Origin of the sequence: Cupriavidus sp. CuC1, assembly GCF_044627735.1 — a bacterium.
Classification (GTDB): Bacteria; Pseudomonadota; Gammaproteobacteria; order Burkholderiales; family Burkholderiaceae; genus Cupriavidus; species Cupriavidus ulmosensis.
Map to the genome: position 1 here is coordinate 18,156 of NZ_JBIUHC010000083.1, position 25,466 is coordinate 43,621.

Genomic DNA, 25,466 nt, shown 5'->3' on the forward strand with positions numbered 1-25,466 from the left:
CGGAAGCGATACGACCCGACATGTCCCCACAAAACAAGATCAAGATGCGGTGGCTGCGCACACTCTGCCTGCTGTGGATAACCTGGCTGATGCTCGGCATGCAGCCAGCGTCGGCCGCGCCGCGCATCGCGGTGCTGACCACCTCGCCGGTGCCCGCCGGCAAGTTCGAGCCGCTGCAGGCCATGGCGCGAGCGCACGGCATGACGCTGGACGCGCGCTATCTCGAGCGCATGAGCGCGCAGGACATCGCGCCGTTCATCGACGGCGCCGGCCTGCTGATCCTGGACGCGCCGCGCGACCATATCGTTACCGAGATGCTGGCCAAGCTCGGGCCGCTGTGGACCCATGCGCGCGTGCCGCGCCTGCTGATCGCCACCGACCGCTTCGAGGCGCACGGCGTGGATAACGCGCTGGGTGCAACGCTGCAGGCGTACTACGTCAACGGCGGCCGCGCCAACTTCGACGCGATGATGCGCACGCTGGCCGCGCAGCAGTTCAAGCTGCGCGCGGACAGCGGCATTCCCGCGCCGGTGGTCTTTCCCAAGGCCGCTTACTACCATCCGCGACTCGCCAGCGTGGTGACTGCCTCGCCGGAAGACGCGCTCAAGGTGTCCGGCCACGCCGGCGAGCCGGTGATCGGCGTCGCCATCCACCAGGCCTACGTGTCCGGTCTCGACAGCGCCTTCATCGACGACCTGATCGCGCGCATCGAAGCGCGCGGCGCGCGTGCCCTGGTCTTCTACAGCGGCGTGATGGATGCGCACGGCGTGCTGCGCATGGCCGCGCCCGGCGCAAAGCGCATCGTCGACGTGCTCATCAACGGCCAGATCATGCTCAACGCGGCGGGCCGCAAAGCGGAGTTCGAAACACTCGGCATCCCGGTGCTGCAGGTCATGCCCTATCGCAAAGGCGACGCGCAAGACTGGGAGCGCGACCCGCACGGCATCAGTCTCACCGACACGCCCTTCTACCTCGTGCGGCCCGAGCTTGCCGGCGCGAGCGATCCCATGCTGGCCGCCGCCACTTCGCACAAGGACGGCAGCATCGTCAGCCTGCCGGCGCAGCTCGATGCCGTAGCCGACAAGGCGCTGGCGCTCACGCTCCTGCAGCGCACGCCGAATGCGGACAAGCGCGTGGCGATCCTGTTCTACAACTATCCGGCCGGTGAGAAGAACCTGTCGGCATCGTTCCTCAACCTGCCGCGCAGCCTGTCGTCCATGCTGGCCGCACTGCATGCGGCTGGCTACCGTACCGACGCTGCGGATGCGCTCACGCTGCAGCGCGACCTGGGTGCATTGCTCGCCCCGTTCTACCGTGATGGACAGCTCGCCGCGCTGCTCGACGCGGATCGCGCGGTGTGGATGCCGATGGCGCAATACCGCCGCTGGTACGACGCGCAGCCCGCCGCGTTCCGCGCCGAGGTCAGCGCGCGCTGGGGCGAGCCCGAATCCTCGTCGATGGCGATCAGGCGCAATGGCGTGGCCGGCTTCGCCATCCCGCGCCTGCAGCTCGGCAACATCGCGCTGATGCCGGTGCCACCGCGCGGCGAGCGTGACGAAGCCGCCGAGAAAGCGCTCTATCACTCCACCAAGACGCCACTCAACCACTTCTACATGGCGGCCTACCTGTGGGCACGCGAAGACCGCGAGGCGCTGGTGCACTACGGCACCCACGGCACGCAGGAATGGACGCCCGGCAAGGAGCGCGGCTTGTCCGTGACCGACCAGCCCTACCTGGTGCTGGGCAGCGTGCCGGTGATCTATCCCTACATCGTCGATGACGTGGGCGAAGCATTGCAGGCCAAGCGCCGCGGCCGCGCCACCATCATCAGCCACCAGACGCCGCCGTTCAAGCCTGCGGGCCTGCACACCGATCTGTCGGTGCTGCACGACCAGTTGCACAACTACCTGCAGCAGGACGACGGCGCGGTCAAGGACACGCTGCGCGAGGACATCCTCAAGCGCAGCGCGCGCATGCACCTGCTCGACGACATGGGCTGGCCGCAGGCCCGCGCGGGCGCGCGGTTCACCGAATACCTCGATGCGCTGCACACGCATCTGCACGAGCTAGCCGGCGCGTTGCAGCCCTATGGCCTGCACACCTTCGGCCAGTCGCAGGATCCCGAACTGCGGCTCTACACGGTGATGGCCATGCTCGGGCAACCGTGGCTCAAGCGCGTGTTTCCCGATGAGCCGGAAGAACTGTTCGCGCTCGACTACAAGCAGCTCGCGCAATCGGCGCCGTATGCCATGCTGCGCAAGTACGTGATCGAGGGCGCGCCGCTGACGAACCTGTCCGATCCCAGGCAGCGCGAAGACATGCAGCGCGCCCGCACGCTTTACGCCAGCCTCGACGCCGCGCCGGAGAGCGAATCCATCCTCAGCGCGCTGGCCGGCCGCTACGTGCTGGCCGGCACCGGCGGCGACCCGGTGCGCAATCCCGATGCGCTGCCGACCGGGCGCAACCTGTATGGGTTCGATCCTTCCAAGGTGCCCAGCCGCGAGGCCTGGACAGCAGGACAAGGTGCGGCCGAAGCGATGATCGCCGACTGGCGCAAGCGCCACGGCAAGTGGCCCGCCAAGCTGGCCTTTTCGCTGTGGAGCGTGGAGACCATGCGCCATCAAGGCATGCTGGAAGCCCAGGCGATGGCCGCCATGGGGATCCGCCCGAAGTGGGACGGCGGTGGCCGCGTGGTCGGCGTGGAAGCGATTCCCGCCGCCGAGCTCAAGCGGCCGCGTGTGGATGTGGTGCTGTCTGCTACCGGCCTCTATCGCGATCACTTCCCCAACCTGATCAAGTGGCTGGCCGAAGCGGTGAAGCTCGCCGCCGCGCAGCCCGAGCCCGACAACGCGGTTGCCGCCAGCACGCGCGCACTCAGCACGCGGCTGGCGCAACGCAAGGCGGCGGACATGACTCCGGAACGCATCGAGTCGCTGGCGCTCACGCGCATCTTTGCCAGCGAGACCGGCAACTATGGCACGGGGCTGAACGACGCTACATTGGCCAGCGACAGCTTCGGCAGCGGCAAGGAAGCGGACGCCAAGCTGGCCAATCTCTATCTCGCGCGCATGCAGTACGGCTACGGGCCCGACGAGAAGACGTGGGGCGAGAAGCTGCCGCAACTCAACCTCTACGCGGAGAACCTCAAGGGCGTGGAAGGCGCGCTGCTGGCCCGCAGCTCCAACCTGTACGGCATGCTGACCACCGACGATCCCTTCCAGTATCTCGGCGGCATCGGCCTGGCCGTGCGCCACTTGACGGGCAAGGCGCCGGAGCTGCTGATCTCCAACCTGCGCGACGCGGGCAATGCGCGCACGCAGACGGCCGCATCGTTCCTCGCCACCGAGCTGCGCACGCGCTATTTCCATCCCGGCTGGATCGAAGGCATGAAGGCCGAAGGCTATAGCGGAGCGCTCAACGTGCTCGACACGGTGAACAACTTCTGGGGCTGGACCGCGGTTGCGCCGGAGATCGTGCGCGACGACCAGTGGACCGAGTTCGCCGAAGTCTATGTCAAGGACAAGCACCAGCTCGGCCTGGACGAATGGTTCGAGAAGAACGCGCCGCAGGCGCAGGCACAGGTGATCGAGCGCATGCTGGAAGCCGCGCGCAAGGGCTACTGGAAAACAGATCGGGAGATGTTGAAGACGCTGGCGGATCGCTGGCAGACGCTGTCGCAGCGGCACGATATCCGCAGCGACAACCGCAGCTTCAATCGCTACATGCAGCAGCAGGCCACGGCGCCCGGCGCCGCAGGCTATGGCATGCAGGCACCGGCGGCACCGCCCGCCGGCGCGCCCAGGGCAGCAGCGCCGCAGGCGGCGCCACGGCCCGCGCCGCAGCAGGCGCAGCCCAAGTCACAACCAGAGCCGCAACCAGAGCCGCAGCCCGAACCCAAGGCACAGCCGCAAACCGTGCCGGTGCAAGGCATGCAACTGGTGGAGAAAAAGCCGCCCACCGCCGCGCTCGTGCCCGTGCTGTCGTGGCTTGCCGCCGGCATCGCACTGGCCGGCGCCATGCTGGGGGGCGCCATCAGCGCGCGCCGCCGCGCCGCCGATCCGGTTCGGCGCCCTTCTTCCAGAAACAATCCAGAACCCACTGAGGCATCATGACTCCCACCCTGCTTGAAACCCTGATGTACGACGTCGGCCAGTTGTTCCTGTTGCCGACGCTGGCCCTGATCGGGCTGTTGTTCCTCTACGCCTTCTGGGCGCTCGGCGAGTTCATCATGCAAGGCTGGCAACGCCGCCGCCACGGCATCGAGACCGGCCGCGGCTATGTGCTGGTGGCGTTCGCGCTGCGCCACCGCATCCAGGACCCGGACACGCTCGACGTGACCGCGCACCGCCTGCTGGAGTGGCCGCGCATTGCCACGCGCGTCGCGCCGATGCTGGGGCTGGTGGCCACCATGATCCCGATGGGCCCGGCGTTGAAGGGCTTGTCCGGCGGCAACCTCGCCAACGTGGGCGAAAACCTCACCATCGCGTTTTCCGCGGTGATTCTTGCGCTGATCGCTGCCAGCATTACCTTCTGGGTGGTCAACGTGCGCCGCCGCTGGCTCGCCGAGGAACTGGTGTGGCTGGGCAAGCATCAACCGCAGTGGGAGGTGGACGCATGAAGTTCCTGGAAGAGAGCGAGGCCGACGACCCCATCCTGTCCGTGGTCAACCTGATCGACGTGTTCCTGGTGGTGATCGCCGCGCTGCTGGTGGCCATCGCGCAGAATCCGATGAACCCGTTTACCCACGCGGACGTCACCGTCATCACCAATCCCGGCAAGCCCGATATGGAGATCGTCTCCAAGCAGGGCGAGAAGGTCGTGCGCTACCAGGCCAGCGGCCAGGTCGGCAGCGGTGATGGCACCAAGGCCGGCGTGGCGTACCGGCTGCAGGACGGATCGATGGTGTATGTGCCGGAAGCGGCGGCTGCGCAGTAAAACTGCGCAATAATGAGCACGAGCGAGCCATCGCAACCAGGATTACTCAGCCATGCAGATTCGTCACAGCTTTGCCCGCCTAGCCAGCTTTGTTCCTGCCCGCGCCGCCGGACTGGCGCTCGCGGCCGCCATGTTCGCCGCGCTCGCCGGCTGCGCGGGCACGCCGCCGGCCGCCGTGGCCGGCGATGTCGCGCATCAGTTCACCGGCAAGACCTACGTGTTGCTGGGCGAGGTCCACGACAACGCCGATGGGCAAAAGCGGCGCCTGCTGGCGTTGTCCGACGCACTGGAAGCCGGTTGGCGCCCGGCCATCGCGATGGAGCAGTTCGACCGCGAACGCCAGGCCGATATCGATCGCGCCCGCCGTGAGCGGCCGGGCGATGCGGCGTATGTCGTGGCGCAGGCGGGTGGCAAGAACTGGCAATGGGAGCTTTACACGCCGGTGGTGGCGCTGGCCTTGCGCTACGACCTGCCGCTGGTGGCGGCCAACCTGTCACGCGCGGATGCGAGCAAGATCGTGCGCGGCGGGCTGGATGGCGTGTTCGATGCGGCAGAGCGTAAGCGCCTCGGCCTCGCCGCGCCCTTGCCCGCGGACGTGGTGACCGAGCAGACCGCGGTGCTCGACCGTGGCCACTGCGGCAATTTCCCCAAGGCCATGCTGCCCGGCATGCTGGACGCGCAGGCCGCGCGCGATGCGGTGATGGCCGCGGCGATGCGCACGTACGCCGAACGCGGCGCCGTGCTGATCGCCGGCAACGGCCATGTGCGGCGCGACGTGGGCGCGCCGCGCTGGCTCGCCGCCCCGCCGGGCGAAATCTACAGCGTGGGTTACCTGGAGCAGGCCAGCGGCCACGAAATCGGTGCCTATGATCGCGTGGTGCTGGTGCCCGTGCACAAGCGGCCCGATCCGTGCGAAGGCGCCAAGCCGGCGGCGATGGCCGAGCCGGCCTGAATCCGGCGGCGCGCTTAGCCGAACAGCTCCTCGGCCACGGTCGGATGCAACTGCACCGTGGTCTGCAGGTGCGCCAGCTTCACCCCGAGCCGCACCGCCACGGCAAATGCCTGCACGATCTCGGGGGCGGCGTTGTCCATCATGTGCGCGCCCAGCACGCGGCCGCTGCGCGCATTTACCACCAGCTTCACCATCGAGGCCTGCTCGCTGCCGGCGAAGCGATTCTCCAACGAGACGAAGCGGCGTACCACGGTGTGGATGCGCTCCGGCTTGCCGGCTTCCTCGATGGCCGCGTGCTCCGTCAGTCCCACGCTGCCGATGGCCGGCTCGCAGAACACCGCCGTTGGCACCAGCTCGAAATCCGCGCGGTCGCCGCGGCGGCCGAACAGGCGGTCGGCCAGCCAGCGGCCCTGCGCCCCAGCGACCGGCGTGAGGTGCTGGCCGTCGATGACATCGCCAATGGCATGGATCGAACGCACCTTGGTGCGAAACGAGCGGTCCACCTGGATGCCGCCCTTCTCCGTGCTTGCGATGCCCAGCGTTTCCAGGCCCAGCCCGCCCCAATGCGGATCGCGCCCGATGGCGGCCAGCGCCGCCTGCGCGCGCACGGTCTGGATGCGGTCGTTGCCATTGCCACGATTCGCGCCATTCGCGTGATTGCCATGCTGCCGGTAGCACACATCGATGGCCCCGTTGGCCTGGTTCAGCAGCGTCACCTCGGTATTGAAATGCAGGCGCACGCCCTTGGCGGCGAGCGCCTCGGCCAGCGCGTCGGACACCTCGTGGTCGAAGCGCGCCAACAGGCGCGCCTCGCGCACCAGCATCTCCACCTTGACGCCGTAGCGCGACAGGATCGAGGCTTGCTCCACCGCCACGTAGCCGCCGCCGATCACCACCAGCGAGGCCGGCAGGCTTTGCCAGGTGAAGATGTCGTCGGAAGTGCAGGCAAGATCAAAGCCGGGTACGGGCAACGCGCGCGGCCGCGCGCCGGTGGCAATCAGGATGCGTTTGGCGCGGATGGTCTCGGCGCCGACCTGTACCTGGTCGGCGGCGCTCACCGTGGCGTCGCCGCGCAGCAGCTCCACGCCGGCTTGCTGCAGCCGGTGCGTGTAGGCCACGTGCAGCCGCGCCATCTCGGCGTTGACGCGTACGATGGCATCGCTCCAGTCCTCCTTGCCGCCGGTATGCGACAGGCAGCCTGACAGGACGGCCGCGAGGCTGGCGCCATACGAGAGCATTTTCTTGGGAACGCAGCCGCGGTTGACGCAGGTGCCGCCGATCGCGTCGCGCTCCACCAGCACCACGCGCGCGCCTAGCGTGGCCGCGCGCCGCGCTGCCGCCACGCCGCCCGAGCCGGCACCGATCACCACGAAATCCGCTTCGCGCTGGGCGCCGGGCTTGCGCTTGCCACGACGGGGGACATGCTCGACCGCTTGCTCGCTGCTAGCCCTGCGGGCGCTCTGACGCTCGGTCGTGGATCTTGCCTGGCGTTTTGTCATCAATGCCTCCTGTAGCGGCGCGAAGGCCGCATTGCACATCGTGATGACGGAGCCGCGAGCACGGCCGGCGCGCTGGAGCGCTATCCGGCGGTGCCAAGCTCCGTCTTCATGACAGACGGCCAATCACGCAAAAAGGTTTCCCCGTCGCGCCGGCCGAGTTCGTAGGCACCGATCATCGCGCCGGGCTGGGTGTAGTCCCAGCTCGAGATCGGAACCCGTTGCGAAGGTTGCAGGTAGAGCCGGCGCTGCGCGCCGTGTTGCAGTACAAAGCGGCGCGGGCGCGGATAGAGCCGCGTCACCAGCACCAGCACGTTGCCGGGCGTGGGGTCGAGCGCGTCGACCGGCACATTGTCGACCATGCCGCCATCCAGCACGGGCCGGCCATCGCGCCGCAGCACCGGCGTGAAGGGCGGCGTCGAGGACGATTGCAGCAGCAGGTCCGCCAGTTGCTCGGGCGAGCCGCAGTCCTGCGCGCGCACGAACTCGGGATGAAAGCCAAGCTTGCGGCCCAGGCGCGGGTGCAAGGTCTTGAGCCAGTGCTTCTCGATGTTGTAGGCGACCAGCCCGGCCATCACCGCCAGGCGCGGGCCGCTCCAGCGCGGGATGTGGGCCACGCCGATGCGGATCTCCGGCGCCGTCTGCAGGTTTGCCAGGCGGCCCTCGCCGAAGATGTTCAACAAGGCGGTGCGGTAGATGCCGTAATGCGGAAACACCCGCTGCTTGCTCAGCAGGTTGCCCCAGTACGCATTGCGCCGGTTGCCGGCGAGCACCTCGCCGTAGTACTCCATCACCTGGCGGGAGTCGTGCGTGTAGATCATGCACGCCGTGGCGGCCCCGGCCGAAATGCCCGCGATCACGCGCGGGCGCAGCCCCAGCTCGGGCGCCACCGTGTCCCACCAGCCCGCCTGCCACCAGCAGCGGTTGCCGCCGCCGGCAAACACCACCTGGTCGAAGGGCGAGGCTGCGGTGGCGGGCCGGATGGGGGCAGGCATCAGGCTGCGGGGCTCATGCATGGAGATGGCTTGGGCGGGTAGCGTGCAATTTGGTGATGCGCCGCTCACAGCAGCGCGTAGGTGGTGGTGGCCTGCACGGCCAGCTTGCCATCGGTGCCGGTCAGCTCGATCTCGCCGAACACCACGGTCTTGCCCAGGCGCAGCACATTGGCGCGCACCAGCACATCGCCCTCGATCACCGGGCGCATGAAGTTGGTGGTGAGCGTGACAGTGGTCATCGGCCTGAAGGCGCCGAGTGCACTGGCGACGGCCACGATCATGGCGGTATCGGCGGCGGACATCAGCACCTGGCCGCACACCACGCCACCCGCGTGGCGAAATGATTCGTCAAAAGGCAGGCGCAGCGTTACGCCCTGTGCATCAACGTGCTCGGCCCGCAGGCCGAGCTGGCGCACCCATGGCGCCAGGACGCGCTGCAAGGTGCGGTCGATATCGGCAAGCGTGAAGCCGGATTCCGGCTTTGGTTCTAGCGTTGGCTCTGGCATGGCACGCCCGTTTGTCTGGGATGAGGCCGGGCCAGGTTGCTATTCCGTCTCCTGCGGCGCGGCACGATGTTTGAGCCAATGATACAGGGGGCCGGTGCACAGCACCACGAAGGCCATCCGGATCACGTGGAAGGCCGTGACCAGCGGCACGCCAAGCTCCAGCACCTTGGCCGTGATGCACATCTCGGCAATGCCGCCTGGCGTGGTGCCGAGGATGGCTGTTGCGGGATGCACGCCGGACAGCGCCGACAGGCCCCAGCCGAACAGCGCGGAGAGCACCAGCGCCACCAGCGTGTACACCGCCACGCCGCCGAGAAAGCGCGGCGCGGTATGGAGGAAGTCGCGCGAGAAACGCGCGCCCAGCGACACGCCGATCATCAACTGCCCGGCGCGGCTCATCCACGTGGGAATGGCGGACAGCTCGAAGCCCGACGCGGTCAGCACGGCGGCCGCCAGCAGCGTGCCGATCACGAAGGGATTGGGCAGGTTGAAGTGCTTGAGCACCAGCGCCACGCTGACCGTGATCGCGATCAGCACGGGCAGCCACAGGTAGTCCACCGTGCGTGGCCCGGGCACGTAAGGGTCAAGCCCGTGGATGCCGCCGTACTGGAACAGCGCGGGCACGGCTACCACCACCACCAGTACGCGCAGCGAATGCGCGGCAGCCACCTGGTCGATGCGCGCGCCGTTGCGCTCGGCCAGGTTGGCCATCTCCGACGCGCCGCCGATGGCTGTTGAGAAGTACGCCGTCTTGAACGCCACGCCGGTGGTCTTGCGCAGCAGCCAGGCGCCGCCGCAGCCAAGCAGCAGCGCAAACAGCGAGCCCGCGACGATATACGGCAGGAACTCGATCAGCCGCGCCACCACGTCGGACGTGAAGTAAAGCCCGAGCGAGGTGCCGATGGCCCACTGCCCGGCATTGCGCGCCTGCGTGGGCGCGCGCAGGTCGGCGCCGCGCATGCGCGCGATGGCGACCGCCAGCAGCGGGCCGATCATCCACGGCAGCGGTGTGTGCAGCAGCGTGCAAAGCAGCGCGGCGGCCAGGCCGAGCAGCAGCGTCGAGAGGACCGGACGCCAGCGGTGAAGGAGAGAGGGCATGTGGCAGCGGCCTGGCGCGCGGGCGCCGGCGCGATGTTCTTGTGATGGAGCGCAATGTAGAGACAAAGGCGCCGATGCCATGACGCCACAAATGAAAAGGCCCGGCACCCTGGAGTGCCGGGCCTTGCCCGCATTTTGCGCTAATCAGGTTGTGGCGTCAGCCACTTTGCCGCGCGCCGAGCGCCGGGCCAGCCAGCCCAGGATGCGCGGGATCAGCACCACCGCCACCGTCATGGCCAGGATGGTGGCCGAGATCGGCTGGGTCACGAAGATCGACCAGTCGCCCTGGCTGATCGACAGCGCATTGCGCAACTGCTTCTCCGCGATGGGGCCGAGGATCATGCCCACGATCACCGGCGCGGTGGGGAAGTCGAAGCGGCGCATGGCCATGCCCAGCACGCCGATGATGAACAGCAGCAGCAGGTCGAACCACGACTGGCGGATGCCGTAGGCACCCAGGCCCGCGAAGATCAGGATGCCGCCGTACAGCAGCGGCGTGGGGATGCGCAGCATGCGCACCCACAGGCCGATGGCCGGTAGGTTCAGCACCAGCAGCATCACGTTGCCGATGTACAGCGAAGCCAGCAAGCCCCACACCAGGTCGCCCGAGGTCTGGAACAACATCGGGCCCGGCTGCAGGTTGTAGTTCTGGAACGCCGCCAGCAGGATCGCGGTGGTGTTCGAGGTGGGGATGCCCAGCGTCAGCAGCGGGGCCAGCGTAGCCGTCACCGCTGCGTTGTTGGCGGCCTCGGGGCCCGCCACGCCTTCGATCGCGCCCACCGTGCCGAACTCATCCTTGTGCTTGGACAGCTTTTTCTCGGTGGCGTACGACAGGAAGGTCGGGATCTCCGCGCCGCCGGCCGGGATCAGGCCGAAGGGGAAGCCGATGATGGTGCCGCGGATCCATGCCGGCACCGAGCGCTTCCAGTCCGACTTGGTCATCATGACCGAGCTGAGCTTGTTGAAGCCGCCTGCGGGCTGCGGGAAGAAGGCGTTGAACAGCGCCTCGCCCACCGCGAACAGGCCGACGGCGACCACCACGATGTCGATGCCGTCGTACAGCTCCTGCACGTTCATCGAGTAGCGCGTCTGGCCCGACAGCGAGTCCATGCCGATCAGGCCGATGCCCAGGCCCAGGAACAGGCTGGTCATGCCGCGCAGCAAGGACGAGCCCAGCACCGCCGACACCGTGGTGAAGGCCAGCAGCATGATCATGAAGTATTCGCCGGGACCGAACTGCAGCGCCACGTCGGCCGCGACCGGCGCGAACATCGACAGCAGCACGGTGGCGATGGTGCCGGCGGCGAACGAGCCGATGGCCGCGGTGGCCAGCGCCGGGCCGGCGCGGCCGCTCTTGGCCATCAGGTTGCCTTCCATGGCCGTGACCATGGTCGACGACTCGCCCGGCGTGTTCATCAGGATGGACGTGGTGGAGCCGCCGTACATGGCGCCGTAGTAGATGCCGGCGAACATGATCAGCGCAGCGGTGGGTTCCACCTTGGCGGTCAGTGGCAGCAGCATCGCTACCGTGAGCGCGGGGCCGATGCCCGGCAGCACGCCGATGGCGGTGCCCAGGAAGCAGCCCACCAGGGCCCACATCAGGTTCATCGGCGTGATCGCGATGGCAAAGCCATGCATCAGCAGGTTAAGAGTATCCATGGATCAGCTCCGTTCAGAACCCGGCGACGGGCAGCAACGGCAAATTGATGCCGAGCAGGAATTCAAACAATGCCCACATTGGCAACGTAATGCACAGGCCAATCAGGCCATCGCGCAGGAAGCGCTTGCTGCCGTAGCCGCGTGCCACGCAGATCATCAGCAAGGTCGACGCCAGCACGAAGCCCAGCGTGCCGATCAGCGCCATATTGGCTACCAGGCCGGCAGCCACCCACAGGAAGCCGCGGAAATTGTGCGGAGCGTTGGGCAGTTCGGCGTCTTCTTCCGGCATGTTGCGAAAGCCGCCGCGAATGCCTTGCCAGGTCAGCGCCGCGCCGCATACGGCCAGGCCGATGGCAACCAGCGTGGGCATGAAGCGCGGCGACAGGCCGGCATAGCCTTCGTCGCCGGAGATGCCCGACAGGCCCACGAAGTAGAAGACGGAGAGCAGCAATACGGCTATGCCGATCGCCAGGTGTGAGGGTTTCATGATTGGAAGTGGCTCCTTCAAGCGGTGCCTGCGGCCGTGCTGTCCGGCCCTTGGCGTCCCGCGGTTTGTCGTCCCCGCTTAAGGCGGGGGCCCGGCGATTTGTAGTTTGGTTTTTGGGTATCGCAGGTGGACACCGGACCCCCGCCTGCCGCATGCGCACCGAGCGTTACGGTGCGCCGCAGGCAGGGCCGACAGGTAAAACGCTGAAACGATCAAGCCGTGAAACGGGGTGGCGGTGTTGCTTACTTCGCCACGCCCAGCTCGCGCAGCGAACCGCCCAGGCGGGCCGACTCGCTGTCCACGAACTTGCCGAACTCGTCGCCGGTAAGCAGGAACGGGGTCCAGTCATTCTTGGCAAGCGTTTCCTTCCACAGCGGGGTTTCGGTCGCCTTGACCACCGCATCGATCAGCGCCTTGCGTTGCTCGGCGGTGATGCCCGGCGCGCCGTACACGCCGCGCCAGTTGTAGATCTCCACGTTGATGCCCTGCTCCTTGAGCGTCGGGATATCGGCGGTGCGCTCCTTGGAGGTCACGGCCAGCGCGCGCATCTTGCCGCTCTTGATGAAGGGCAGGAACTCGGACACGCCAGCAAGGCCGACGGTCACGTGGCCGCCCAGGATCGAGGCCGACGCTTCACCACCGCCCTGGAAGGGCACGTAGTTGATCTTCTTCGGGTCCACGCCGCTTTCCTTGGCTACCAGGCCCGCCAGGATGTGGTCGATCGAACCCTTGGAGCCACCGCCCCAGCTCACGCTGCCCGGGTTGGCCTTGAGCTGCGCGGTCAGGTCCTTCATGGACTTCAGCGGCGAATTCGCCGGCACGGTGATCACCATGGTGTCGGCGAACAGGCGAGCGATCGGGGTGGCGTTCTTCAGCGTGACCGGCGGATGGTTGGTCTCGATCGCGCCGACCATCACCGCGCCGGTGACGATCATCGCGTTGGGGTTGCCCTTGTCGGTATTGACGAACTGCGTCAGGCCGATGGTGCCGCCCGCGCCGCCCTTGTTGTCGTAGGAGGCCGTCTTGGCCACGCCGGCGGAAACCAGCGCCGCGCCCAGCGAGCGGCCGGTCTGGTCGAAGCCGCCGCCCGGATTGGCGCCGATCATGAACTTCACGCTGTCGAGCGCGAATGCGGGCGCGGCAGCCACGGTGGCGGTGATCGCGGCCGAAGCCATGACAATATGGGCAAAGCGATGAATCGAACGACGCATAACGGTCTCCTGTTCTTTTTCAGAGGATTGCCGGTGAACGGTTGCCGACGATGCTGGCGAGGACCGACCCGGAGGTGTCCGGCTGGCACCGAGGCTGGCTGTCGGGGGCGGGAGAGTCGTGCGATGCGTCCGGGCGCTGAGTGCGTCGACCGGCCGGCTAGGCGTTGTCTCCTGTCCCTGGCAGCGCTTGCATGCCGGACTTGTTCTTTGGCTTTCTGACTTGGTCTGGCCAGTACGGCGGCCATGGCGCGATTCTAGGGGGTAGAAACTGTCAAAAGGCTGTCAATTTGCCAGGGAATGGGGTGGGGTTTACGTGGGGCCGGATGTATGGACATTTGACGCTTTTGAATCTTTTGGTCTTTCCAGCGTGCCCTTTCATTCCCCGCTCGGCAGCGCCAGGACCGCCCGAACCCCCTTGCCCTGTACCGCCACCCCCAGTTCCACGGTGCCCCCGAAGCGCGCGGCCATCTCGCGGGAAATGGCCAGGCCCAGGCCCGAGCCCGGCTCCACATTCCCGACCCGCCGGTAGAACCGCGCAAAGACCTTCTCGCGTTCCTCGGCAGGAATGCCCGGCCCATCGTCCTCCACCACCAGGCAGGCGCTATCCGCGACGCGCGCGGCGGAAAGCGTGATGCGGCTGCCGCGCGGCGAATACTGGATCGCGTTGTGGACAAGGTTGGCAAAGGCCTCGCGCAATAGCGCCGCATCCGCGCGTACCGGCAGCGCCAGCCCCTGCGGCCGCTCCCAGCCAAAATCCTGCTGCTTGCCGCGCGCCAGCGGCAGGTAGTCCAGCGCCACCTGCTCGGCCACGGCCACGGCGTCGATCAGCTCCAGCGGTTCGGCGTCGCCTGGCGCGTCGCTGCCCGGGTGTTGCCGTACCCGCGCCAGCGCCAGCAGCTGGTTGGTCAGGCGCGCGGCCTGCTCCAGCTGCGTGACGATGCCGCCGACCGCTTCCTCTGCGGCATCGCGCGCGCGCGCCGAGTCGGTGCCGGCGCAGAGCTGCCGCTGGGCGAATTCGGCTTGCGTCTTGAGAATGGCCAGCGGCGTGCGCAGCTGGTGCGCGGCGTCGGCGATGAATTGCGCCTGGGCCTGCGTCATGGTGGCGGAGCGCGAAACGTGCAGGTTGACCGCATCGACCAGCGGGCGGACTTCCATCGGCACATGGTCGAAGGCCAGCGGCGTGAGGTCGTCGGCGGAGCGCGCCTGCACATCGTCGCGCACGCGCGCGAGCGGGCGCAGCACGTAGGTGATGCCGCCCACCAGGATCCCCGCGCTGATCAGGATCAGCAGCACATCGCGCGCCAGCGCGCCGCGCCACACGGTGGCGATCAGCGCAAAGCGCGGCTCGGCGGTTTCGGCCACCTGCACGATCACGCGCATGTGCGCGTTGGGGCGATACACCGGGTGCGCCAGCACGGCGATGCGCACCGGGTCGCCGCGATAGTCGGCGTCGTAGAAGCGCGGCTGGTTGCTGGCGATCTCTCCCTTGGGCAGCGGCAGGTCGTCGTAGCCGGTGACGGTTTCGATCTTGCCGTTGCGCTCCAGCGAAACGCGGTAGAAGACATGGGTCTGCGCCGCGGTCTCGAACATCTCCATGGCGGCGTCCGGCAGCGCGATCTGCACGCTTTCGCCGGCCATGCCGATGGCATTGTCGATGGCGCGCACCGAGCCGTACAGCGAGCGGTCGTAGGCGGCGTTGGCGGCGTCGCGCAGCGTGCCGTAGGTCAGCCACGTGTCGAGCGCCATCATGGCCGCCAGCGCGGGCACCAGCAGCAGCAGCAACTGGCGGCGCAGGCTGCCCTGCAGCCAGCGCCGCAGCCAGTGCCGGGGCAGGCGGCGCAGCATCAGGGCTGTCCTTCCGGTTCCAGCAGGTAGCCGAAGCCGCGCAGCGTGACGATGGTCACGCCATGGCCCGAGAGCTTCTTGCGCAGCCGGTAGACCAGCACTTCGATGGCATCGGGGCTGACGTCGGCATCGAGCGAGAACACCTTGTCGAGCAGTTGCGCCTTGGTCAGCGGCTGGCCGCTCTTGGCCAGCAGCGCACCCAGCAGGGTCGATTCGCGCGGGGTCAGCGCGAGCGGCGCACCTTCGAGCGTAAAGCTGCGCGTTTCGCCATCGAACACCAGCGTGCCGCACTGCAGGCGCGGATGGGCGCGGCCGCGGCTGCGCCGGATCAGCGCCAGGATGCGCGCTTCCAGCTCGGCAATGGCAAAGGGCTTGGGCAGGTAATCGTCGGCGCCGAGGTTGAGGCCGCGCACGCGCTCGTCGAGCGTGTCCTGCGCGGTCAGGATCAGCACCGGGGTGCGGTCGTCGCGCCCGCGCATGGACTTGAGCACGGCCAGGCCATCCTTGCCGGGCAGGCGCAGGTCCAGCACCACCACGTCGTATTCCTCGGCCATCAGCCGCGCTTCGGCCTGCAGGCCGTCGGCCACGTGCTCGATCACGAAGCCGCCCTGCTCCAGGGCGCGCGCCACCCAGCGCGCCAGTTCAATCTCGTCTTCCACCAGCAATAGGCGCACGGCGGTCCTCCCCTGCTCGATAAGCGTCCGTTTCCAAAAAGCGCGGGTGGCCTTGCCGCCATGGCTGGCAAGGCCGCCGCCGCCGCGAGGACACGCCGCGGGCGCTTATAATACCTCCGCCCCGGGCTGCGCGCGGCGAGCGCGCCATGGCCCCTTTTGGCCACCGATGTCACCACCGATGGTTCCCGCCTTGCGCAAGCTGCCCCCCTTCCCGTCCAGGACCCCCCCTCCCGCCATCGTCGCCGAACCACCCGCGAGCTTGAGCCGGCGGCGCGTCGTGGCCGGTGCGGCCGCCACCGCGGCCACGCTGGCGGCGGGGCTAAGCCATGGCGCGCATGCCCAGGCCGCGCCGCCGGTGCCGGCGGGCTATCCGGCCAGCTACGCGGAAATCATCGCGCGGGCCGTGCAGGAAGGCTCGGTCACCGTCTATGCCTCCACCGACACGGAGGTCGCGCGGCCGCTGCTGGCCGCATTCGAGGCCCGCTATCCCGGCATCAAGGTGCGCTATCAGGACCTCAACACGCTGGAACTGAACGGCCGCTTCCTGGCTGAGAGCGCCGCCCTGGGCGCGGGCCAGGTGGCCGGCCCCGACTACGCCGACGTGCTGTGGAGCACGGCAATGGACCTGCAGATCAAGCTCGTCAACGATGGCCACGCCCTGCGCTACCCTTCGCCCGAGCGGGCCGGCCTGCCGGCGTGGGCCGCCTGGCGCGACGAAGCCTGGGGCACCACCTTCGAGCCCGCCGTGATCGTCTACAACCGCCGCCATTTTGCCGGCATGCGTACGCCGCGCAGCCGCACCGGCCTGGCGCGCCTGCTGCAGGAGAACACGCCGCGCTGGCGCCAGCGGGTGGTGACCTACGATGTGGAAAAGTCCGGGGTGGGTTACCTGCTGGCGCAGCAGGATGCACGCATGGGCGACGAGTTCTGGTACCTGGCCCAGGCGCTGGGGCGCTGCGGCGTGCAGTTGTCGGCGTCCACCGCGAACATGATCGAGCGCATCGCCTCCGGCGAATTCGTGATGGGCTACAACCTGCTGGGTTCGTACGCGCTGTCGCTGATGGAGCGCGGGGCGCAGATCGATGTGATCGCGCCGCGCGACTACACGTTGGTGATGTCGCGCGTGGCGTTCATCGCGCGCCGCGCGCCGCATCCCAACGCGGCGCGGCTCTGGCTGGATTTCCTGCTGTCGCGCGCGGGCCAGACGCTGCTGGGGCAAAGCGCCTCGCAGCTCTACACGATCCGCACCGATACCGACAGCGTGCACACGGCTGCGGCGCTGTCCGAGCGGCTGGGCTACGCGCTCAAGCCGATCAGCGTCGGCCCCGGCCTGCTGGCCGCGCAGGACACGCTGCGCAAGCGGGCTTTCCTGGCGCGCTGGCGCGAGGCCATGCGGGGCTGAGCGTGGGTGAGCGCGGATGAGCGTAGTCCCCGCGCTGCTGCGGGATCAGCCGATCTGCGCTTTGCCCGCCAGTGTTTGCGCGGCCAGTTCGGCGTCGGCCTTCTTTTTCGCTTCCTGGCACATCGACGCGACTTCGTCCTCGAGCTTCGGCACGGGGCGCGCCACATAGCCCTGGCGCAAGGCCGGGGAGAACCTGAGGGTGTCGATGAAGGCATCGGCCACCCGCTCGGCATTGCTCTCCAGATCGAAATCCTCGGGAGCGAACAGCCAGTGCGACAGCATGCCCCCGATCGAGGCGTGGAACACGTTGACCGCCAGGTCCAGGTCGAGGTCGGCCGGCAACTGCCCGCGGTCGACCGCCATGCGCAGGTGCTCGCGCATCTTCACCGTGCCTTCCTGGTGCGACTGGCGCTGGCGCTCGAAGATGGCGCCGTTGTCCGCCACCATCTCGCATTTGTGGAAGACGATCTCGAACACGCGCCGCCACTGCGGGTTTTCCACGGTCTGGCGCATCACAAAGGCGCAGATGTCGCGAATGCTGCCGAGCGGGTCTTCCTGGCTCGCGATGCGGCCCGGCTCGCACAGGGCCTCGAGCGGCAGGTGGACGCGGTCGGACATGGCCGCGAAGACGTCGCTCTTGTTCTTGAAGTGCCAGTAGATGGCGCCGCGCGTTACGCCGGCGGCCTCGGCGATGTCGGCCAGCGACGGGCGGGCCACGCCGCGGGCGTGGAACACGGCCTCGGCCGCGTCGAGAATGCGATGGCGCGTTTCAAGCGCCTCTTCCTTGGTGCGTCTGACCATGATGCTCTCTGGTGCCGGCCACGAAGGACCGGTCTGGTTCTGTCTCCCTGAGTGCTGGCGATGGGACTCGCCGTGCACTATGCGCGCCCTGCTGGCACGTTAGGACGTAGTTATATAGGGCGACGACTGCCGCAATGCAACAAGTTCTTACATACATGCTTGAATGTATATATAATACGCGTTCGCCTGACTTTCGGCCAGCCCATCGGTTGCTGGGGGGCAGACGGCGGCGCCCCGCACGGTTCGCGCTGCCATGTCGGCTTGTCGTTACTAATTTGTTGCCTTTCGTCGCACGTGCCACGTCAGTGCTGCAAATTGTGGCTAGCATTACTCTTTTTGCCTGCCTCTGTGCCATCGCCAGCGGTGGGCCGCGCCGTATCCGGACACGACACCGGGAGCATATGCGGCCGATCTCAAATTGCCATCATGGGGTTATCGATGAGGAAGTCCCAACGTATCACTTGCGTTGCCGCTGCCGTGTTGTCGGCGCTTGCGCTGTCCGCCTGCGGCGAGAAGAAGCCGCAGGGCGGCGCCATGCCGCCGCCGGAAGTGGGTGTCGTCACCGTCACGCCCACGACGATCGCTGTTATCAACGAGCTGCCGGGCCGCCTCGAAGGCGTGCGCACCGCCGAAGTGCGGGCGCGGGTCGCCGGCATCGTGCTGTCCCGCAATTACACGGAAGGTGGCGAGGTCAAGGCAGGCCAGCTGCTGTTCAAGATCGATCCCGCGCCCTACCAGGCGCAGCTCGAATCGGCCAAGGCCAGCCTTGCCCGCGCCGAAGCCAACGCCGTGGCCGCGCGCCAGAAGGCCGAGCGCTACAAGCCGCTGGTCGCCGTCAATGCGGTGAGCAAGCAGGAATATGACGAAGCCGTGGCGGCTGCTGGCCAGGCCACCGCCGACATCGCCTCGGCCAAGGCTGCCGTCAGCACGGCCCAGATCAACCTCGGCTACACCGCCGTCACCGCGCCCATCAGCGGCCGCGTGGGCCGCGCGCTGGTGACCGAAGGCGCGCTGGTCGGCAGCGGCGAAGCCACCAAGCTGGCCACGGTCGAGCAGGTCGACCCGATCTGGGTGACCTTCACCCAGCCCGCCAGCGAAGTGATGAAGCTGCGCCGCGCCATCGAGAGCGGCAAGGTCAAGGGCGTCGACGGCGGCGCCCGCGTCCACCTGTTCATCGAGGACGGCCGCGAGTACGAGCAAACCGGCAAGCTGCTGTTCTCGGACATGACGGTCGACCCGACCACCGGCGCCATCACGCTGCGCGCGCAGTTCCCCAATGCCAAGCGCGAGCTGCTGTCGGGCACCTTCGTGCGCGTCAAGATCGAGCAGGGCATGGACGAAAACGCGCTGACCGTGCCGCAGCGCGCGCTGATCCGCAACGCACAAGGCGCGTCGGTGATGGTGGTGGGCGGCGACGGCAAAGTCGCGGCGGTGCCCGTCAAGGCGCCCCAGGCCATCGGCGAAGACTGGATCGTCACCGAGGGCCTGAAGGGTGGCGAGCAGGTGATCGTCGAGGGCTTGCAGAAGGTCAAGGTTGGCGCGCCGGCCAAGGCCGTGCCGTTTGTCTCGAAGACCGCCGCCGCCTCGGCTCCCGCCGCGCAGCCGGCCGCCAGCGGAGCCCCGGCTCCTGCCGCGGTGACCGCTGACAAGGCCGACGCCAAGCAGGGCTAATCACAGCGCAAATCGAAGGGAGCCAGTGTTATGGCCAAGTTTTTTATTGACCGGCCGGTGTTCGCGTGGGTGCTTGCGCTGATCATCGTGCTGGGGGGCCTGCTGTCGGTCGTGCAACTGCCGATCGCCCAGTACCCCAACATCGCCCCGCCGACGATCTCGGTCACGGCGACCTACCCGGGCGCTTCCGCCAAGACGCTTGAAGACTCGGTCACCTCGGTGATCGAGCAAGAGCTCAACGGCATTCCCGGGCTGCTGTACTACAACTCCACCAGCGAAGCCACCGGCCTGTCGACGATCACGATCGCCTTCCAGCCGGGCTCCAACATCGACCTGAACTCGGTCGAAGTGCAGAACCGCTTGAAGCGCGTGGAAGCGCGCCTGCCGGCCGAAGTGCGCCAGCAAGGCGTGCGCGTGGACAAGGCCGGGAACAACTACATGATGTTCCTGACGGTCACGTCCAAGTCCGGACAGGCCGATGCCATCCAGCTGGGCAACTACATCTCGGCCAGCGTGATCGATTCGATCCGCCGCGTGCCGGGCGTGGGCCAGGCCGACCTGTTCGGCACCGAGTACGCCATGCGCATCTGGGTGGACCCGGCCAAGCTGACCGGCTTCAACCTGACCCCGCAGGACGTCACCGCTGCCATCTCGGAGCAGAACGTCCAGGTCGCCGTGGGCGAGCTGGGCGGCACGCCGTCGCCCAAGGGCACGGAGCTCAACGCCACCGTCACCACCGAAAGCCGCCTCTCCACGCCGGAGCAGTTCGCCAACATCCTGTTGCGCACGAACCGCGACGGCTCGTCGGTGCGCATCAAGGACGTCGGCCGCGTCGAGCTCGGCGGTGCCGACTACTCCACGCTGGCCCGTACCAACGGCAGGGCGTCGGCGGCCATCGCCATCAAGCTGGCCCCGAGCGGCAATGCGCTGGCCACCGCCACCGCGGTGCGCGCCAAGATGGAAGAGCTCTCCAAGTTCTTCCCCGGCGACTACCAGTACACCGTGCCTTACGACACCTCGGCCTTCGTCAAGATCTCGATCGAGGAAGTGATCAAGACCCTGGTCGAAGCCGTGGTGCTGGTGTTCCTGGTGATGTACCTGTTCCTGCAGAACATCCGCGCCACCATCATCCCGACGGTGGTGGTGCCGGTGGCCCTGCTGGGCACCACCGGCATGCTGCTGGCGTTCGGCTTCTCCATCAACGTGCTGACGATGTTCGGCATGGTGCTGGCGATCGGTATCCTGGTGGACGATGCGATCGTGGTGGTGGAAAACGTCGAGCGGATCATGAGCGAGGAAGGACTCTCGCCACGTGACGCCACGCGCAAGGCCATGGGCCAGATCACCGGCGCCATCGTCGGCATCACGCTGGTGCTGACCGCGGTGTTCATCCCGATGGCGTTCTTCTCGGGCTCGGTGGGCAACATCTACCGCCAGTTCTCGCTGTCGCTGATCTCGTCGATCGCGTTCTCGGCGCTGCTGGCGCTGACGCTCACGCCGGCGCTGTGCGCGACGCTGCTCAAGCCGGTCGAGGCCGGGCACCATCACGAGAAGACGGGCTTCTTCGGCTGGTTCAACCGCACCTTCGCGCGTGCCGCCACCGGCTACCAAAGCACGGTGGCGCGCATCCTGGCGCGTGCCGGCCGCTACCTGATCATCTACGCCCTCATCATCGTCGGCATGGTGGTGCTGTTCAAGCGCCTGCCTTCGTCCTTCCTCCCCGAGGAAGACCAGGGCTACATGATCACGGTGGTGCAGCTGCCCAACGGCGCCACGCAGGAACGTACCATCGGCGTGCTCAAGCAGATCGAGGACTACTACCTGCAGAAGGAATCCAAGGTGGTGGACCAGATGATCACCGTGGCGGGCTTCTCCTTCTTCGGCCGCGGCCAGAACGGCGGTATCGCGTTCGTGCGCCTGAAGGACTGGAAGGAGCGCGGCGGCAAGGACGAGACCGCGCAGGCACTGGTTGGCCGGGCGTTTGGTGCGCTGTCCTTCATCAAGGACGCCATCATCTTCCCGCTCAACCCGCCGGCGATCTCCGAGCTGGGCAACTCCTCGGGCTTCGACTTCCGCCTGCAGGACCGCACCGGCCAGGGCCACGCCAAGCTGATGGAAGCACGCAACATGATGCTCGGCATGGCCGCGAAGGAACCTGCCCTGGCAGGCGTGCGCCCCGAAGGCCAGGAAGACGCGCCGCAGCTGCAGATCGACATCGACCGCGAGAAGGCACGCACGCTGGGTGTCTCGGTGGCCAACATCAATGCGACGCTGGCCATCGCGTTCGGCTCCTCCTACGTCAACGACTTCATCTATGAAGGCCGTGTGCGCAAGGTGATCGCCCAGGCGGAAGGCAACGACCGCAAGCTGCCCGACGACCTGACCAAGCTGCGCGTGAAGAACAACAACGGCGACATGGTTGCATTTGCCGCCTTTGCCACTTCCAAGTGGATCATGGGCTCGCCGCGCCTGGAGCGTTACAACGGCTTGCCGGCAGTGAAGATCGCCGGCCAGGCCGCACCGGGCCGCAGCACCGGCGAAGCCATGAAGATCATGGAAGACAACTTCGCCAAGCTGCCGCCGGGCTTCGGCTTCGAGTGGTCGGGCCAGTCCTATGAAGAGCGCCTGGCCGGCTCGCAAGAGCCGATGCTGTACACGCTGTCGCTGATCATCGTGTTCCTGTGCCTGGCTGCGCTCTATGAGAGCTGGTCGATCCCGGTCGCGGTGCTGCTGGTGGTGCCGCTGGGCGTGCTCGGCGCGCTGCTCGGCGTGACCCTGCGCGGCATGCCCAACGACGTGTACTTCAAGGTGGGCCTGATCGCGACGATTGGCTTGTCGGCGAAGAACGCCATCCTGATCGTGGAATTCGCCAAGGATCTGCAGGCCCAGGGCAAGAGTGTCATCGACGCCACGCTCGAAGCCGTGCACCTGCGGTTCCGCCCGATCCTGATGACCTCGATGGCCTTTATCCTGGGCGTGCTGCCGCTGGCGATCGCCACCGGCGCGGGCTCGGGTGGCCAGCGCGCCATCGGTACCAGCGTGATCGGCGGCATGATCACCGCCACGGTGCTGGCGATTTTCCTGGTGCCGGTGTTCTTCGTGGTGATCCGTAGCCGCTTCAAGGGCAGCAAGCGCGAGCAGTTGCTGAACGAGCAAGGGCTCGAACCCAAGGAAGGAATCTGACATGACAAAGACACTGACCACGCTGTTGCTGGTGGCGGGCGTCCTCTCGGGTTGCACACTGGCACCCGTCTATGAGCGCCCTGCCCCGCCGGTGGCCACCAACTACCCGGCCGCACCGGAAGGCTATGCGGCCGCCGAAGTGAAGACCGGCGAAGCCCGCCGGGCGAGCGAGATCGGCTGGCGCGAGTTCTTCCGCGACCCGCGCCTGCAAGTGTTGATCGCCACCTCGCTGGAGAACAACCGCGACCTGCGCACTGCCGCGCTGCGCATCGAGGAAGCGCGCGCGCTGTACCAGGTGCAGCGCGCCGACCTGCTGCCCACGGTGAACGCCACCGGCGGCTTCAACCGTTCGCGTACCCCGGCCTTGCAGTCGGCCACGGGCAAGCCGTTCGTCTCCCAGTACTTCCAGGCGGGCGCCGGAGTGACTTCGTTCGAGCTGGACTTCTTCGGCCGCGTGCGCAGCCTCTCCAACGCGGCGCTGTCGCAGTATTTCGCCACCGAGGAAGCACGCCGTTCCGCGCAGATCTCGCTGGTTTCCGAAGTCGCCCAGGCCTACCTGTCGGAGCGCTCCTTCGCCGAGCAGTATGAGCTCGCGCAGAACACGCTGAAGACGCGCGATTACACGTTGAGCCTGTCCAAGCAGCGCTTCGATGCGGGCGCCACGTCGGCCCTGGACCTGCGCGACAACGAGTCGCTGGTGGCGCAGGCCCGCGTCTCCGCGGCGCAGCTGGCACGCCAGCGCGCGCAGGCGCAGAACGCGCTTGAGGTGCTGGTGGGCAAGCCGCTTGGCACCATCGAGAACCTGCCCGAGGCGATGCGCCTGTCGGACGAGCGCATCATCAGCGACATCCCGGCCGGGCTGCCGTCGGACCTGCTCGAGCAGCGTCCCGATATCCGCCAGGCCGAGCAGTTGCTGCTGTCGGCCAACGCCAATATCGGCGCGGCGCGCGCGGCCTTCTTCCCGCGCATTACGCTCACCGCCAACGCCGGCGCGATCAGCCCGACCTTCTCGAGCCTGTTCGATTCCGGCACCGGCGCGTGGTCGTTCGCACCGCAGCTGGTGCTGCCGATCTTCGACTACGGCCGGAACCTGTCCAACCTGGACCTGAGCAACGTGCGCAAGAACATCCAGATCGCCAACTACGAGAAGACCATCCAGACGGCCTTCGCGGAAGTGGCCGATGCACTGGTTGCGCGCGGCACGCTGGAAGAACAGGTGACCAGCCAGCAGCAGGTGCGCGACGCCGAGTTCGCGCGCTACGAGCTCTCGACGATGCGCTTCAGCAATGGCGTGGCCAGCCAGCTCGACCAGCTCGACTCGCAGCGTCAGCTGTTCGCTGCCGACCAGGCCCTGATCCAGGCGCGGCAACTACGCCTGAACAATGCCATCGACCTGTACCGGTCGCTTGGCGGTGGCCTGACGGAAACCGGACCGGTGGCCCAGGGCAATGGCGTCAAGCCGGCGGTGACGACGCAATAAGACAGTCTTTTCGTCCTGCCATCCGGCGCGGTTACCGGGTGGCCTCGAAGCGAAGCGCCAAAAGCGCTTCGCTTTTTTCTTTCCCGGCTTCGTGCCCGGTGCCATGGCGCAGGTGGCTTTTTTCCGAATCACAATTCCCTGCGTTAGGATGGCGGTGCGCGCCGCGCCAGTTTCACGCCGACCGCCCACCGATCCACTTACCCACTTACCCACTTACCCACTTACCCACTTACCCACTTACCCACTTACCCACAACCCGAAGGAAGCCTGCCATGGAAGTCCGTCCGCTTGGTGCCGATGATGTCGAGCTGGTCTGCCACCATCGCGAATCCATGTTCCGCGAGGCCGGGCGCAGCGAGGAGGTCCTGCAGGCCATGACGCAGCATTTCCGGCCGTGGCTTGTGCCGCGCCTGCGCGATGGCAGTTACTTCGGCTTCGTGCTGGTGGACCAGGGCCAGCCCGTGGGCGGCATCGGCCTGATGGCGATCGACTGGCCGCCGCATCCGGCCCATCCCATGCAGGACAAGCGTGGCTATGTGCTGAACGTGTATGTGGAGGCGACGCATCGCAAGCAGGGGCTGGGGCGCCGCCTCATGCAGCTGGCGCAGGACGAGTTCGCCAGGCGCGACCTCCAGTACGCGATCCTGCACGCCACCGAGATGGGCCGGTCGTTGTATGTGGCACTGGGCTGGCATGCGACGAGCGAGATGGCCAAGGCCATGCGCGTGTAGCGCGGGCTAGTGGCCCGTTCCGCTGATTCGTTCGCAAAGTCTGTTGAGCTTGGAGGAGGAATTGTGGGTTGGGCTCATAAAGAAAAGTGACATCTCACACGTTCCAAAACGGCCAACACCGTACAGCCGCGCCAGCAGCTAGAAGCGCTAAAACATCGCCCACTCACGTTATTCTGCATCAGCAGCTAGAAGCGCTAAAACATCGCCCACTCACGTTATTCTGCATCAGCAGCTAGAAGCGCTAAAACATCGCCCACTCACGTTATTCTGCATCAGCAGCTAGAAGCGCTAAAACATCGCCCACTCACGTTATTCTGCATCAGCAGCTAGAAGCGCTAAA

At 67.3% G+C, this 25,466-nt stretch carries 19 protein-coding genes; 9 read left to right on the plus strand and 10 right to left on the minus strand.

What is annotated here, in order from left to right:
- The first annotated feature begins 20 nt into the window (after positions 1-20).
- The 4 genes from cobN to ACGLHR_RS30175 are packed head-to-tail and all read left to right on the plus strand — an operon-like array spanning position 21 to position 5,887.
- Positions 21-4,112 carry a cobaltochelatase subunit CobN gene (cobN, locus tag ACGLHR_RS30160; RefSeq protein ID WP_400098209.1) on the plus strand — a complete coding sequence of 1,364 codons (4,092 nt, stop codon included), beginning with the start codon at positions 21-23 and terminating at the stop codon, positions 4,110-4,112.
- Positions 4,109-4,618 (plus strand): MotA/TolQ/ExbB proton channel family protein, encoded by a 510-nt coding sequence (locus ACGLHR_RS30165; protein ID WP_318234277.1) that lies wholly within the window; start codon positions 4,109-4,111, stop codon positions 4,616-4,618. The genes cobN and ACGLHR_RS30165 overlap by 4 nt, the downstream gene beginning before the upstream one ends.
- Entirely contained in the window at positions 4,615-4,935 is a 321-nt protein-coding gene (locus ACGLHR_RS30170) for a DUF2149 domain-containing protein (protein ID WP_267604860.1), read from the plus strand. The genes ACGLHR_RS30165 and ACGLHR_RS30170 overlap by 4 nt, the downstream gene beginning before the upstream one ends.
- 52 nt (positions 4,936-4,987) lie before the next feature.
- The gene (locus ACGLHR_RS30175; RefSeq protein WP_400098212.1) at positions 4,988-5,887 is read left to right on the plus strand and encodes a ChaN family lipoprotein; all 900 of its coding nucleotides are present in this window, start codon (positions 4,988-4,990) and stop codon (positions 5,885-5,887) included.
- A gap of 14 nt (positions 5,888-5,901) precedes the next feature.
- On the opposite strand, the gene ACGLHR_RS30180 is transcribed toward ACGLHR_RS30175, so the two are convergent.
- From ACGLHR_RS30180 to ACGLHR_RS30220, 9 genes are all read right to left on the minus strand, one after another.
- Positions 5,902-7,386: a dihydrolipoyl dehydrogenase family protein gene (locus ACGLHR_RS30180; protein ID WP_400098213.1), complete on the minus strand. Its 1,485-nt coding sequence runs from the start codon at positions 7,384-7,386 to the stop codon at positions 5,902-5,904.
- Between the two features lie 80 nt (positions 7,387-7,466).
- On the minus strand, positions 7,467-8,378 hold the full coding sequence (locus ACGLHR_RS30185; protein ID WP_400098215.1) for a patatin-like phospholipase family protein: 912 nt from the start codon (positions 8,376-8,378) through the stop codon (positions 7,467-7,469).
- Between the two features lie 65 nt (positions 8,379-8,443).
- A complete protein-coding gene (locus ACGLHR_RS30190) occupies positions 8,444-8,884 on the minus strand; it encodes a PaaI family thioesterase (protein WP_318234273.1) in 441 nt (146 codons plus the stop codon).
- Between the two features lie 39 nt (positions 8,885-8,923).
- A complete protein-coding gene (locus tag ACGLHR_RS30195; protein WP_400098217.1) occupies positions 8,924-9,982 on the minus strand; it encodes an AbrB family transcriptional regulator in 1,059 nt (352 codons plus the stop codon).
- A 144-nt stretch (positions 9,983-10,126) separates the two neighbouring features.
- Positions 10,127-11,641: a tripartite tricarboxylate transporter permease gene (locus tag ACGLHR_RS30200; RefSeq protein ID WP_267604865.1), complete on the minus strand. Its 1,515-nt coding sequence runs from the start codon at positions 11,639-11,641 to the stop codon at positions 10,127-10,129.
- A gap of 13 nt (positions 11,642-11,654) precedes the next feature.
- Positions 11,655-12,128 carry a tripartite tricarboxylate transporter TctB family protein gene (locus ACGLHR_RS30205; RefSeq protein ID WP_318234270.1) on the minus strand — a complete coding sequence of 158 codons (474 nt, stop codon included), beginning with the start codon at positions 12,126-12,128 and terminating at the stop codon, positions 11,655-11,657.
- A 242-nt stretch (positions 12,129-12,370) separates the two neighbouring features.
- The gene (locus ACGLHR_RS30210) at positions 12,371-13,339 is read right to left on the minus strand and encodes a tripartite tricarboxylate transporter substrate binding protein (protein WP_400098219.1); all 969 of its coding nucleotides are present in this window, start codon (positions 13,337-13,339) and stop codon (positions 12,371-12,373) included.
- Positions 13,340-13,714: 375 nt separating this feature from the next.
- Entirely contained in the window at positions 13,715-15,184 is a 1,470-nt protein-coding gene (locus ACGLHR_RS30215) for a sensor histidine kinase (RefSeq protein ID WP_400098221.1), read from the minus strand.
- Positions 15,184-15,858, minus strand: coding sequence for a response regulator (locus ACGLHR_RS30220; RefSeq protein WP_043352486.1), 675 nt, complete (start codon positions 15,856-15,858; stop codon positions 15,184-15,186). Before ACGLHR_RS30220 ends, ACGLHR_RS30215 begins: the two co-directional genes overlap by 1 nt.
- Positions 15,859-16,135: 277 nt before the next feature.
- On the opposite strand from ACGLHR_RS30220, the gene ACGLHR_RS30225 reads away from it, so the two are divergent.
- A complete protein-coding gene (locus tag ACGLHR_RS30225) occupies positions 16,136-17,260 on the plus strand; it encodes an ABC transporter substrate-binding protein (RefSeq protein WP_400098229.1) in 1,125 nt (374 codons plus the stop codon).
- A 45-nt stretch (positions 17,261-17,305) separates the two neighbouring features.
- Here ACGLHR_RS30225 and ACGLHR_RS30230 read toward each other — a convergent pair whose 3' ends face one another.
- On the minus strand, positions 17,306-18,061 hold the full coding sequence (locus tag ACGLHR_RS30230) for a TetR family transcriptional regulator (RefSeq protein WP_400098223.1): 756 nt from the start codon (positions 18,059-18,061) through the stop codon (positions 17,306-17,308).
- A 438-nt stretch (positions 18,062-18,499) separates the two neighbouring features.
- Between ACGLHR_RS30230 and ACGLHR_RS30235 the strand changes: the two genes are divergently transcribed.
- The 4 genes from ACGLHR_RS30235 to ACGLHR_RS30250 all read left to right on the plus strand — a co-directional run bounded on the left by ACGLHR_RS30235 (position 18,500) and on the right by ACGLHR_RS30250 (position 25,126).
- Complete coding sequence (locus ACGLHR_RS30235; protein ID WP_267604871.1) at positions 18,500-19,732, plus strand: efflux RND transporter periplasmic adaptor subunit; 1,233 nt, start codon at positions 18,500-18,502, stop codon at positions 19,730-19,732.
- Positions 19,733-19,762: 30 nt separating this feature from the next.
- Positions 19,763-22,915: an efflux RND transporter permease subunit gene (locus ACGLHR_RS30240; protein ID WP_318234266.1), complete on the plus strand. Its 3,153-nt coding sequence runs from the start codon at positions 19,763-19,765 to the stop codon at positions 22,913-22,915.
- Position 22,916: 1 nt separating this feature from the next.
- Complete coding sequence (locus tag ACGLHR_RS30245) at positions 22,917-24,395, plus strand: efflux transporter outer membrane subunit (protein WP_400098225.1); 1,479 nt, start codon at positions 22,917-22,919, stop codon at positions 24,393-24,395.
- 272 nt (positions 24,396-24,667) lie between these two features.
- Positions 24,668-25,126, plus strand: coding sequence for a GNAT family N-acetyltransferase (locus ACGLHR_RS30250; RefSeq protein ID WP_400098227.1), 459 nt, complete (start codon positions 24,668-24,670; stop codon positions 25,124-25,126).
- Positions 25,127-25,466 lie beyond the last annotated feature (340 nt).

Coding starts and splice junctions, on each gene's coding strand:
- cobN (WP_400098209.1), top strand. CDS start 21: ATGTCCCCACAAAACAAGATCAAGATGCGGTGGCTGCGCACACTCTGC.
- ACGLHR_RS30165 (WP_318234277.1), top strand. CDS start 4,109: ATGACTCCCACCCTGCTTGAAACCCTGATGTACGACGTCGGCCAGTTG.
- ACGLHR_RS30170 (WP_267604860.1), top strand. CDS start 4,615: ATGAAGTTCCTGGAAGAGAGCGAGGCCGACGACCCCATCCTGTCCGTG.
- ACGLHR_RS30175 (WP_400098212.1), top strand. CDS start 4,988: ATGCAGATTCGTCACAGCTTTGCCCGCCTAGCCAGCTTTGTTCCTGCC.
- ACGLHR_RS30180 (WP_400098213.1), bottom strand. CDS start 7,386: ATGACAAAACGCCAGGCAAGATCCACGACCGAGCGTCAGAGCGCCCGC.
- ACGLHR_RS30185 (WP_400098215.1), bottom strand. CDS start 8,378: ATGCCTGCCCCCATCCGGCCCGCCACCGCAGCCTCGCCCTTCGACCAG.
- ACGLHR_RS30190 (WP_318234273.1), bottom strand. CDS start 8,884: ATGCCAGAGCCAACGCTAGAACCAAAGCCGGAATCCGGCTTCACGCTT.
- ACGLHR_RS30195 (WP_400098217.1), bottom strand. CDS start 9,982: ATGCCCTCTCTCCTTCACCGCTGGCGTCCGGTCCTCTCGACGCTGCTG.
- ACGLHR_RS30200 (WP_267604865.1), bottom strand. CDS start 11,641: ATGGATACTCTTAACCTGCTGATGCATGGCTTTGCCATCGCGATCACG.
- ACGLHR_RS30205 (WP_318234270.1), bottom strand. CDS start 12,128: ATGAAACCCTCACACCTGGCGATCGGCATAGCCGTATTGCTGCTCTCC.
- ACGLHR_RS30210 (WP_400098219.1), bottom strand. CDS start 13,339: ATGCGTCGTTCGATTCATCGCTTTGCCCATATTGTCATGGCTTCGGCC.
- ACGLHR_RS30215 (WP_400098221.1), bottom strand. CDS start 15,184: ATGCTGCGCCGCCTGCCCCGGCACTGGCTGCGGCGCTGGCTGCAGGGC.
- ACGLHR_RS30230 (WP_400098223.1), bottom strand. CDS start 18,061: ATGGTCAGACGCACCAAGGAAGAGGCGCTTGAAACGCGCCATCGCATT.
- ACGLHR_RS30235 (WP_267604871.1), top strand. CDS start 18,500: ATGAGGAAGTCCCAACGTATCACTTGCGTTGCCGCTGCCGTGTTGTCG.
- ACGLHR_RS30240 (WP_318234266.1), top strand. CDS start 19,763: ATGGCCAAGTTTTTTATTGACCGGCCGGTGTTCGCGTGGGTGCTTGCG.
- ACGLHR_RS30245 (WP_400098225.1), top strand. CDS start 22,917: ATGACAAAGACACTGACCACGCTGTTGCTGGTGGCGGGCGTCCTCTCG.
- ACGLHR_RS30250 (WP_400098227.1), top strand. CDS start 24,668: ATGGAAGTCCGTCCGCTTGGTGCCGATGATGTCGAGCTGGTCTGCCAC.